The organism is Acinetobacter sp. KH_038 (assembly GCF_057839405.1).
This window is the reverse complement of the sequence record NZ_CM174489.1, coordinates 1,555,091-1,566,788: the sequence shown is the minus strand read 5'-3', so window position 1 is coordinate 1,566,788 and position 11,698 is coordinate 1,555,091. Positions and strand designations below refer to the sequence as shown.

10 protein-coding genes and 1 pseudogene are annotated in these 11,698 nt (G+C 33.9%); 7 read left to right on the top strand and 4 right to left on the bottom strand.

The features are described 5' to 3' along the window. The first annotated feature begins 339 nt into the window (after window positions 1-339). Window positions 340-576, top strand: coding sequence for a VF530 family protein (locus AC3IT7_RS07330; RefSeq protein ID WP_489249947.1), 237 nt, complete (start codon window positions 340-342; stop codon window positions 574-576). A 111-nt stretch (window positions 577-687) separates the two neighbouring features. After that, window positions 688-799, top strand: a pseudogene (locus AC3IT7_RS07325) (hypothetical protein); the annotation flags it as partial. Between the two features lie 477 nt (window positions 800-1,276). Here the strand turns inward: AC3IT7_RS07325 and AC3IT7_RS07320 are convergent. Together AC3IT7_RS07320 and AC3IT7_RS07315 are read right to left on the bottom strand one after the other, a co-directional pair. Further along, complete coding sequence (locus tag AC3IT7_RS07320; RefSeq protein WP_489249946.1) at window positions 1,277-2,503, bottom strand: type II toxin-antitoxin system HipA family toxin; 1,227 nt, start codon at window positions 2,501-2,503, stop codon at window positions 1,277-1,279. Then, window positions 2,503-2,760, bottom strand: coding sequence for a helix-turn-helix transcriptional regulator (locus AC3IT7_RS07315; RefSeq protein WP_489249945.1), 258 nt, complete (start codon window positions 2,758-2,760; stop codon window positions 2,503-2,505). The genes AC3IT7_RS07320 and AC3IT7_RS07315 overlap by 1 nt, the downstream gene beginning before the upstream one ends. A 629-nt stretch (window positions 2,761-3,389) precedes the next feature. Here AC3IT7_RS07315 and AC3IT7_RS07310 point away from each other — a divergent pair. After that, complete coding sequence (locus AC3IT7_RS07310; RefSeq protein ID WP_489249944.1) at window positions 3,390-4,457, top strand: asparaginase; 1,068 nt, start codon at window positions 3,390-3,392, stop codon at window positions 4,455-4,457. 774 nt (window positions 4,458-5,231) lie between these two features. Here the strand turns inward: AC3IT7_RS07310 and AC3IT7_RS07305 are convergent. Then, complete coding sequence (locus AC3IT7_RS07305) at window positions 5,232-6,647, bottom strand: aspartate ammonia-lyase (protein WP_489249943.1); 1,416 nt, start codon at window positions 6,645-6,647, stop codon at window positions 5,232-5,234. 141 nt (window positions 6,648-6,788) lie between these two features. Here AC3IT7_RS07305 and AC3IT7_RS07300 point away from each other — a divergent pair, with 141 nt between their 5' ends. Next, window positions 6,789-7,685 (top strand): LysR substrate-binding domain-containing protein, encoded by an 897-nt coding sequence (locus tag AC3IT7_RS07300; protein WP_489249942.1) that lies wholly within the window; start codon window positions 6,789-6,791, stop codon window positions 7,683-7,685. A 736-nt stretch (window positions 7,686-8,421) separates the two neighbouring features. On the opposite strand, the gene AC3IT7_RS07295 is transcribed toward AC3IT7_RS07300, so the two are convergent. Beyond that, window positions 8,422-9,720, bottom strand: coding sequence for a dicarboxylate/amino acid:cation symporter (locus AC3IT7_RS07295; protein WP_489249941.1), 1,299 nt, complete (start codon window positions 9,718-9,720; stop codon window positions 8,422-8,424). 558 nt (window positions 9,721-10,278) lie between these two features. On the opposite strand from AC3IT7_RS07295, the gene AC3IT7_RS07290 reads away from it, so the two are divergent. The 3 genes from AC3IT7_RS07290 to tatC are packed head-to-tail and all read left to right on the top strand — an operon-like array spanning window position 10,279 to window position 11,659. Continuing rightward, on the top strand, window positions 10,279-10,464 hold the full coding sequence (locus tag AC3IT7_RS07290) for a twin-arginine translocase TatA/TatE family subunit (protein ID WP_489249986.1): 186 nt from the start codon (window positions 10,279-10,281) through the stop codon (window positions 10,462-10,464). A gap of 25 nt (window positions 10,465-10,489) precedes the next feature. Beyond that, complete coding sequence (locus tag AC3IT7_RS07285) at window positions 10,490-10,894, top strand: twin-arginine translocase TatA/TatE family subunit (RefSeq protein ID WP_489249940.1); 405 nt, start codon at window positions 10,490-10,492, stop codon at window positions 10,892-10,894. A gap of 15 nt (window positions 10,895-10,909) precedes the next feature. Then, window positions 10,910-11,659 carry a twin-arginine translocase subunit TatC gene (tatC, locus tag AC3IT7_RS07280; protein WP_489249939.1) on the top strand — a complete coding sequence of 250 codons (750 nt, stop codon included), beginning with the start codon at window positions 10,910-10,912 and terminating at the stop codon, window positions 11,657-11,659. The last annotated feature ends 39 nt before the right edge of the window (window positions 11,660-11,698 follow it).

The following is an 11,698-nucleotide window of genomic DNA, read 5'->3' as shown; positions in this document are numbered from 1 at the left end:
CAGCAGCACGGACTTGGGTAATACGATGATCTCGCACGTTTTACAGTACAGCACACGTTGAATTTCTTTGTCAGGCATAGATACCAACATATCAAACCGTTCGCTAAGGAAATTGCAAAAGTACATATTCTAAAAGCGGACATTTCTATTTGGAACTTATAATACTGATTTCGTATAATGTATATTATGTTAAATAATTTATACCAGACAATAACTTCATATCTTCTGTTCTTAAACCAAAATTCAATTACTTATTTTAATAAGTTTAAATTCCAACCCTCTCATTTTCTAACTAGCTCAGGTTATAATAATGACCTCCCAAAATATGGTTGATCTATCATGAATGCCTCCAATGACCCTCTACACGGCAAAAAACTTGCTGACATTTTGGATGAATTATTGGATTACTACGGTGGCTTTGAAGGCTTAAGTCGTAAAATTGAAATTAGGTGTTTTTGTATAGATCCAAGTGTTAAATCATCATTACGATTCTTACGTACCACACCATGGGCACGTGAAAAAGTAGAAAACTTATATTTGTATGTCTTACGCCAAAAAGCCAAACAGAAACCCTAGCCTCAGTATTTTAAGTTGATCTAAATTTTAGTTCATGAAGTTCACCATGTTTGAAGTCAAAAGTATCCAGTTAGAACAAAAGATATCTAATGAGTTGGCGAACTTCCAATCCGTGAAGATCTTTATTTCCCTCTGAATGTATTTCAAGTCTTCTCACCAGCTCTACGTGAACGCAAAGAAAACATTCCTGTTCTGGTCAGCCATTTTAACTAAGCTGACTTGTTAACAGCCTAAATACCCTATCTCTCTTGTAGCCAGAAACATATTCGAGCTATAGCGTTATAATTAGCTGGGTGAATAAAATATTTTTGGTGAAGATGGTGCTGCCAAATTGCTGGGAATTAATCCGATGACCTTAATTTCAAAACTCAGAAATTTAAATATGAATTATTAAATTCACTTGCTCAGAAAATTTTTGATTCATTTAAAAGTTCATGAACTGTTAAAACTATAAAATCGAATATCTTAAATTATTATAATAATTCAATTTTATATTCTATATAAACTACTGATTTATATATAAATAAATCAGTTGAATTGTATTGCTCTATATGGATGTTCTGGGTTAATCTTCCCCCAATTACCAGGTAAAAACCAAGAAATCTAGAAGCTTTATTCTGTATTCAATAGCAAATTGATAATACGTATTTTGAGCTTCCCCGTAGTAGTTAACTATGGTTGTAAATTATTGCAGGATGGGTTATTTGTACTTTTTCTTTTTGTCATGTCTATATACAGGCTTGATTGAATGAGTTCTCATTACCTTTGATAGATTCTGCTCAATAGATTCTCGCAGTCCATCTAAGTATTTAATTTCATTGGATAAATTTAAATAATCAGCAATTTGATCACTGAAATACTCTATAATTTCTTTGGCATTTCTAATGCGAAATTCAGGGCTTTCAGCCAATTTCAACAGCTCTGACTTAGTCGGGAATTGCTTGCTGCCATTTATTTTAAGGGCGAGCTGATTATCAATATTTTTATATATAAGTGTATGTGTGATATCGAAAGGTGGCGATACAAAGATCTCGCTCATATCTGGCGTATATTGCAGAGCAAAGTTTTTAAGATGAGCATCACCGTTCCCGATCAGGCAATTAAAAACAATGTACTTATACATTTTTACGACTTCTGCTTCACTTCGGGTGTATAGATAGGTGGCTTTTAGCAAGTTTTCGTAGCTACCTTTGTACTTCTCGTTTGGGTCATTAGACCTTTTAAGAAGAGTCGTAAAATCCTCATAGCCTAATTTGGTTCCATCAGCAGCTTTATCAAAACGCTCAATAATATATGTTTCTAAATTGGCTGATAAATATGTTTTGGGTGGTTGCAAACCACAATAACGAGCTGCCTCCATACAGACAAATTCATTTACCGTCAGTAAATCAAAGTCTGCATCATAAGACTTAACAATCAGGTCTTTTTGTTGAACAGTACGCTCCGTAATGCTTGTCACATTGGGAATACTAACTTTGGGCTGAACGCCAGCTAAGGAATTTCGTAAATAGTATTTTTCTAATAACTGTGGAAAAAGTGGAACTTGGCTATTGTAGTTAAGAATTTCATCCAGGCTTACTATTTCTACTTCTGGTAATTGCAATTCACTTTTATAGGACAACATGCCAATACCATTCGCTTCTTGCAGAGCCAATAAATACATTTCATTGACATTGGCATATCTGGCAAGTTTACTGGCAATAAAATGGCGATTATGCCCCTCTGGTAAATTCTGGGAGAAAATAGGATGTAATGCCCCATGTGAATATCCCTGCATATCAGGCAAAGTCATGGTAAGGGATACAAATCTTTGTTCTTGTACTGGTTGATAGTAATAATGCCCACTATGCGTCAACAAGCCTTGTTTGAAATCATCTGTAAATACTTCAATAGACTTGATTTCTGTTGGTAGTTGAAAGTTGTCCATTAATCTTCTTCACTAAATAGAGTGTCGATCTCGTTCCAATTTGGCAGATTTCGTTTTTTGGGCGTGACTTCAAACTGTAATCCAACCGCATCTATTAGACGTTCAAAAATATCAAATGAACCTGTGAAATGACCATTTTCTATTTCAGAAATGGTCGATTTATTGACTCCAGATTTTTTTGCCATCATTTGTTGTGTGTAATCTAATTTCTGTCTTGCCTCACGTATTCTTATTCCTATCTCCGCACGACTAGCCATAAACTCACCTCATTTGTTTGCCATTTAGCGAAATATCGCTAACCTGCATATATAAGTTTGCTATATAGCGAATATTTTACTATACCTATCCAAAATTTGCTATATAGCGAATATTTTACTATACCTATCCAAAATTTGCTATATAGCGAACAATTGGCTCTTAAACACTTTGCGAATTGCATGTTGTATCTATCAAGCCTATAGTAGTTTCATGAACTTAATACAAGAGAAAAATCTAATCTTATTAAAATAAAGCTTTGAAAAGTGAAGTAATTATTTTTAAGAAAGCTTCTGAGCCAGCTTTTAAGTAAATATAAGTTGAATGTAGTGCATAGAATGCGAGTTATGTTGTACTAGCCTGAATCTGATCTGATCCTTGCCAAGAAGCACTTCCAAACGATTATTAAATTTCCCTGTATCATCTTTATATAACGACCTCAATATTTATCAAATTTTGCTTAGAATTAAAAATGCAAAAAATTATTTTTCTATGAATAATTTACATGGAAATTTTTAAGAAAATATACAAAATGCCAATGACGATATTGCTTAAAAAATCTTTAATATTGCTAATGTTTGCTTAAATCAAACATTATTATTAAGGGAATTTAAAAATTAGGATTAGATGAATGATAAGTAAAAATTTAAAAATATGTGGCTTCATATTCACCCTTTTAGCATCTTCAATGACAATTTATGCAAAAAATAATGTCGTAGTCGTTGCTACTGGCGGCACGATTGCTGGCGCTGGTGAAAATTCTACCAATAGTGCAACTTATAGTGCAGCTAAAGTCCCAGTGGATACACTGATCAAAGCTGTACCACAATTAAATGATCTGGCAAATGTAACAGGAATACAGGCACTACAAATTGCATCTGAAAGTATTACGGATAAAGAATTGTTGTCTTTAGCGCGCCAAGTCAATGATTTGGTGAAGAAACCATCTGTGAATGGAGTTGTGATTACCCATGGTACAGATACTATGGAAGAAACAGCCTTCTTCTTAAATTTAGTCATACATACTGATAAACCTATTGTACTGGTTGGCTCTATGCGGCCTTCAACTGCCCTTTCTGCAGATGGTCCATTAAATTTATATAGCGCCGTTGCTTTGGCTTCTTCAGATGATGCCAAAAATAAAGGCGTAATGGTCTTAATGAATGATTCAATTTTTTCTGCACGGGATGTAACTAAAGGCATCAATATTCATACCAACGCTTTTGTGAGCCAATGGGGAGCTTTGGGTACTTTAGTTGAAGGAAAGCCCTATTGGTTCAGAAGTTCAGTGAAAAAACATACCAAAAACTCTGAATTTAATATTGAAAATATTCAGGGTAATACATTACCTAATGTTCAAATTGTTTATGGTTCAAGTTCCATGATCCCTGATGCATACCAGGCATTTTCCAAAGCAGGTGTAAAAGCGATTATTCATGCAGGAACTGGTAATGGCTCTATGGCGAATTATCTAGTGCCAGAAGTAAGAAAACTCCATGATGAGAAAGGCATCCAGATTGTACGTTCATCACGTGTCCCACAAGGTTTTATTATTCGTAATGCCGAGCAGCCTGATGATAAATATGGCTGGATCGCCGCGCACGATTTAAATCCGCAAAAATCCCGAATTTTGACTGCTTTGGCATTAACCAAGACCAATGATACTCAACAGATTCAAAAGATGTTCTGGGAATATTAAGCATAAAAAAATCTATAATTTTTTTATAGAGATAATTCCAGATGATGAATAAGAAACTGATTTGAAAACAGAAGGACTATAGCCAGCGGCTGAATTATCAAATTAAGCTCCTGGCTTTAGTTTTGAGGTTAAACAGCAGCAAATTACTCTATGTGTTTATTGGAAAGAATTTCATACATGGATAAAAATAAAATAGAAAAAATGAGCTTCCATATTTTTTTCTGGTTGATCTCTATGAGTCGAAATAATACTGATTTTTAATTTTGCAAAGAAGTTTTTAATTAAAGAGTTTATTTTATGTATCCCACCCCTATCTTCATTAATAGATTTTGAATTGGATTTTTTAGGAATATTCAATTAAGTAAAGTGCAACCATTATCTCATTCGATATTGGGGGGTCTGTCATAAATTATTCTTGAATCACTACGCAGCACTGCTGCTTAAGGGAAAGGTTTTTCTTAGAAATCATCTCATTCTATTGCGAAGCAATACTTCTCATCGCAGAGGGAGAATAGATTTTTAATATGAGTTTGAATATAACGATCATTTTTTGATTTATACAAGAGATCTACTATTTAATTTTATATCAATTGGCATAATTTTTTTAGATGCAGCTTAATCTTTGATTTCTACTGCTCATCGATTTTTAGTTTTAACCTATGCTAATCAGTTAGCATCCTACAAAGTTATAGCGAGGAGTGAGTTTGATTTATCTACCGAATCTCACTTTCTCGCTATGAACAGAGGATCTAATTAGCTCGATGCAACATATTATTAAGCACTTTGTTTAGGTTTTACCATATTTTTAACAGCGAGAGCATCAGCCAAAATTTGATCTGATAGTAGATTCTCGGCTTTGATTAAAGCTAGAACACTTTGGCCTAATTCATTAGCTTGTTTTGCGATACGTGTTGTTGTTTCATAACCTAAATAAGGATTCAATGCAGTAATAATCCCAATTGAATTTTCAACATTTTCCTGACAATGTTTAATATTTGCACGTATATTTTCAATACATTTATATTGGAACATCTGCATGGCTTTGCCTAATAAATCAATAGACTCATATAGTTTGAACGCAATTAAAGGTTCCATCGCATTTAATTGTAACTGGCCTGCTTCTGCAGCTAAAGTTATGGCCAAATCATTAGCAATAACTTGATAACAGACCAGATTCATAGCTTCTGGAATAACTGGGTTAACCTTACCTGGCATAATTGAGCTACCAGGTTGACGTGGTTCTAAATGGATTTCATTTATACCTGTACGTGGCCCACTCGAAAGTAAACGCAGATCATTGGCGATTTTTGATAGCTTGGTCGCTGTACGCTTTAATAAGCTAGATAATAGAACAAAATCACCCATATCAGAAGTTGCCTCAATCAGATCAGGTGCACTACTAATCTTTCGTTGCATTATCTCGGATAATGAGGCTATCGCAAATTCACGGTACTTTACTTCAGTATTAATACCCGTTCCAATTGCAGTTCCTCCTAAATTCACCACACTTAAAGCATCTGGCATAATTTGATTGAGCTTATTCAAATCATTTTGCAACGTAGTGGCAAAAGCACCAAACTCTTGACCTAAAGTCATCGGAACAGCATCTTGCAACTGGGTACGACCCATTTTTAAAATATCAGAAAACTCATCTGATTTATTTTTAAAGCTTTGAATTAAACCTTGAAACGGGTAATTTAACTGTTCTATTGCAGAAATTAAACCAATTTTTATTGCTGTAGGATAAACATCATTGGTAGATTGTGACATATTAACATCGTTGTTTGGGTGTAAATATTGATATTCACCCTTTAAATGCTGTAAATGTTCTAAACCAATATTGGCAATCACTTCATTTATATTCATATTGGTTGAGGTTCCTGCCCCTCCCTGAATCATATCAATTGGGAACTGATCATGATGCTTATAATCTAGAATTTGCTGGCAGGCATATTGAATCGCATTATTTTTATTTTCATCAAGCTTGTTTAGTTTGAAATTTGCATGTGCACATGCTGATTTAACCATTGCCAGTGCATTAATAAAAACAGGAAACTGACTTAATTTGTTCTGGCTTAAGTTAAAGTTTTCTAAGGCTCTTAAAGTTTGGATACCATAATAACAATGAGCTGGAATTTCTTTATAGCCCAATAAATCTTTTTCAGTACGTGTGTTAATCTTAATATTCATTTAAACAGACTCTAATTTCCAATGAATTTATATTAAGATGGATAGTAAGTTTTTCATAATGTAAAAAAATATTCATGTATGTATTTTTTGCATAATAGATTATAATTCACAAAAGTATTTTTTATATACTAAGGATTAATTATGGCATTAGAAATTCGATGGATCGAAGATTTACTTGCTCTTGAACAAGAGAAATCAATCTCCCAGGCAGCGGAAATAAGACATGTTACCCAATCCGCATTTACACGTAGGATTCAGAATATTGAAAATGCATTAGGTTTCAAAATTTTAAAGAGATACAGTAAAAACATTGATTTCACAGAAGGAGGTCAAGTCTTGTTGGCATCTTCTAAAAGTATTAAAAACCAGCTGGATACAACTATCAGGTATCTCGAAAAAAATATTAAAAACGATGAGTTAACAGTTAAATTTGCAGTTTCTCATTCTTTAATTACACAGTTTTTCCCTCGGTTTATTCATCAATTATCGACCAGCATGGAAGATTTAAAGTTAGAAATTATTGCTGCTAATCTAAAACAAGGAATGCGTTTACTCAAAGATGGTTCTTGCGATTTTTTAATTACTTATTGTGATCACAAAACTTTAGAGCAACTTGATCCCTCTTTTTTTATTTTTCATAAAATTTTTGAAATGGAAATATTACCTATAACTGCATTAAATGATAATAATACTTTAAAGTATTCATTTGCACAGTCGTTTCCCTTGCTAGCGTATAGTAAACAGGCTTATCTAAGAAGCTGTGTAGATGAAGCCATTGAAAATAAATTAGATTACCGAACCCTGTATGAAACAGATAATGCAGGTGATTTAAAAGAATTAGTCTTGCAAGGTTTAGGTATTGCCTGGCTACCTAAACTTTTAGTTGAAAAAGAAATTCATGAGGGTAAATTGGCAGTTATCGATTCTAGTGAATATAATTTATTCCAGGATGTATATCTTATTAGGCAAAAGATAGTATTTACAAATAAGATCAATTATATCTGGAATACACTAACCAGCCAGCCTGAAATAAGTTAAATGTCTACCACCTTTTCAGAAGGTAGTTTATAGATAGAATTTCTATATAACTGTAAGTTTTTTAATATTTTTTAACTTAATGACCTGAAGTGATTTAGGTCATTTCTATTTATGGGTATTTAATTTAAAAATATTAAATTGGCTCTTATTTTGAAATTTTGGTCTAAATGAATGGTATGATTATCTTAGAGGAACTAATTAAGTAATAGGATTTTTGGAAGATAAATTATTCAACTGAAATTTATTGTGCACTCAATTTTTATTATTTAGTTTTTTAAGTTGTTGATTTTGTTTAATATCACCCTATAATAATTGATACCATCAAAAGGAAATAAGACTGACTGTTATACTGTCATTCATTGCAGTTGGCTATCATAAACGGCGTATCCACTTGAAGAAATTAACAGCTCTCCTCTGCTTGAAAAATAAAAATGAAAATATATCAGTCTGAATATCATCGTAAAAACTAAACTGTATATTGGCATAAATACTGACATATTGCAGAAATATGCTTGAGCTCATTAAAAGAATAAGGCCGATTCACACTGTCTTGAGGTCTATCGCTTTATTTGAAGAATGGTCAGTTGTTGAAACATAGACGTATTAGTTTATTAGAATAAACAGGTGATTTTTAAAAACATATAGCACAATAAAAATGTGCTATATGTTTTAGAAGTTAATTTTTAGTCGAACTAATTAAGTGATGTCTCTGCTTTGACTCAATTTATAAAGTACCTTAACTATTATCAGCCAATCGATTTACAGGAATAAGGGGATCTGCGGCAACCCCTTCTTCTTCTGGAAGATCATGCTTATTACCTTCAGTACGGGCAATTACCGCTGTAGCAATACTGTTTCCAATGACATTGGTTGCAGTTCTTCCCATATCTAAAAATTGATCGATAGCTAAAATTAATAAAATACCAGCTTCAGGAAGTTTGAACATAGCAAGCGTTGAAGCTATCACGACAATAGAGGCACGAGAAACACCTGCAATTCCTTTACTGGTAATCATCAAAGTAAATAATATCAATGCTTGCTGCGCAAAACTCAAGTCAATATTATAGGCTTGCGCGATGAATAATACTGCAAATGCCATATACATCATTGAACCATCAAGATTAAATGAATAGCCTAATGGAAGAACGAAGCTGGTAATGCGTTTTGGCACACCAAATCGATCTAAAGCATCCATGGTCTTTGGATAAGCCGATTCACTACTGGCGGTTGCAAATGCCAACATAGTTGGTTCTCGTACCGCACGCATTAATCTAAAAACGTCTTTTTTCAGGAAAATATAGCCAAAGCCAATTAAAATGATCCAGAGAATCAATAAGCCAGCATAAAACTGTCCGATAAAGATACTATAATCGAGGATCAACTTCGGTCCTTGAACAGTAATGGCCGAGGCAATGGCTGCAAAAACTGCAATAGGTGCAAAAGCCATAACATAATCCGTAATCCGGAACATGACCTTACAAAGTTCATCAATAATTCGGCCAATCACGGTAGCTTCACTACGATTCTGAACATAGGCCAATGCCGAACCAAAGAAAATCGCAAAAACTAAAATTTGTAATATTTCATTATTTGCCATGGCCTCTGCGAAACTGCGCGGGAAAATATGGGTAATAAATGTTTCCAGGCTTAAACTCGAAGCACTAACTCCTACATCTACAACTTCTTTCGGGACGCTTAAATTCATACCTGAGCCTGGCTGGAACAGATTTGCTAAGCCCATTCCCAGCAACAGTGAAATAAATGATGCGCCAATAAACCATCCCATTGCCTTTAGCGTAATTGATCCCAAAGAAGACGATTTACCCATTGAAATTAAGCCAGAAACAATTGTGGCAAAAACCAAAGGTGCAATAATCATTTTAATTAATCTGAGGAATACATCCGTGACTATCTTGAAGTAGGTTGAAATTTCCGTTATTTGAGCTGTTGTTAAGGTGCTATGAAAGGCCCAACCAATGAGTATTCCCGAGATCATTGCAATCAAGATATATTTGAGCAATTTTTTCTGGTTCATAAAAATAGTTCCTTCTCTAATCTTCTTCGCATTATGTTTACTAACTTAATAGCAAGGCATTGATGACTTTCCATGTTGATCAATTTTTGTAGATTCGATTTTAAAAAGAAAATTGCAGAATCCTCGATCTAGCAATTAACTGTGGCAAGTGTCACTGTTTTTAAGGGAAAACGATAATGCAAAATTTAATAATGCCATGCAAAAAATGCATGGCATTATTTGGGTGGATTTTATCGAGCTATCCCCAATAAACATGTAGCTAATGTAAGTTATAGATTGAATAGCCACCTATTCGCTGCTAACTTTTTAGCTAGAAAATGACTAATTAAATTAATAACATGCTTAAAGCCTTAAACGATATCTGAAGCATTTAAAGTTGAACTGGCAGTCATGATTGACCTGTTTTCTGTTGAAGTTATAATAAATCCATAGGCATAAATAATTGTTCTAAAATTCTATTAAATAATAAGTAAATAGCTAATCACTTAATGTGATTAAGAAGAGCAATGTATCGTTTAAAATAGCTCGTTGAATATAACGATCTAGAGACACTGCATGATGGGTTTATCACTTGGACACTTGGCCTTATTTGCCTTGGTTTTAATTTTATTATTTGGTACAGCAAAATTGAAAAATTTAGGTAAAGATTTGGGCGGGGTATTTAAGGATTTGAAAACCTCAATGCAAAATGATGCTGATAAAGATGAAATATCACAAACTAAAAGTAAGAATCAACAATCCTGACTGACCACATTTCCCCTGTTCTCCCATGCTAAATATTGGTTTATTTGAGCTGCTGTTTTTTATCAGCTTTGCCTTGATTTTCTTAGGCCCTGAAAAGCTGTTAGAACTATTAAAATCTGCCTATCAACTCTATCACAAGGTTAAATGCCTGTTACAAAACTTTCAAACCGATGTAGAGCGGGAACTTAAACTTAATGAGCTGCAACAAACGCTCGAAGCAGAAATCAACAAAGTAAAAGATCTGGAACAAATACTCAGTCAGAAAATTTATGCAGAGTTACATTCCGATGAGCCAGTCTATATTGGCTTGCCTTACAGCAGTCTAGGCAAGATTGAAGCTATTGTTCCTATAGATCAAGCAGAATATTTTCATCTTTATCCCTTAAGTTACATGACCTTAAATCAGCGTAACATTTCTTCCTATATCTAATTAGACATTACTTTCATGGCATCTCCAGATCAGTCTTCAACTGTTATACATTTACTAGGTCATTTAACAATACTCAGAAAATGTCTGCTTCAGATGATATGTATGTTGGCCGTTGTCTTTCTATGTTTATTACCTTTTGCTCAAACACTTTATGAGATATTTGCAGAGCCATTATTACAAGCATTACCTGCCAATAGCCAAATGATTGCTACAGATATTACAACGACATTTACAGCACCTTTCAAATTAACGCTGTTTATCGCATTTTTAATCTGCTTGCCATTTCTAATCTGGCGTATATGGCGTTTTATCGCGCCTGCACTGTATATGCAAGAAAAAAAATTGATCCTGGCACTGTCGAGTTCAAGCTTGATTTTATTTTATCTCGGCATCGGTTTCTCACGGTATGTCGTCCTCCCTTCTGTGCTGTATTTTTTTATGCATATCGCGCCTGATACTGTTTTGCCCATGACAGATATCAGCAGTTATTTAAGCTTTTGCTTAAAACTGTTTTTTACTTTTGGTCTGTGTTTTGAAATTCCAGTGCTGATTATGCTGTTATTACTTTCAAGACTGGTGACTTTGGAACAGTTGGTACAGAAGCGAAAGTTTATTATTGTGGGCTGTTTCTTTGTTTCAATGTTTATTACTCCACCGGACGTTCTCAGTATGTTATTGCTTGCCGTACCGATGTGGGGTTTATTTGAATTAGGTCTGTTTACAGGAAAATTTCTTCCTGTTCAAATAGACAGCAGCACTGAATAGAATATTTTCAGGATATAAAAAAGCCCGATCAACTCGGGC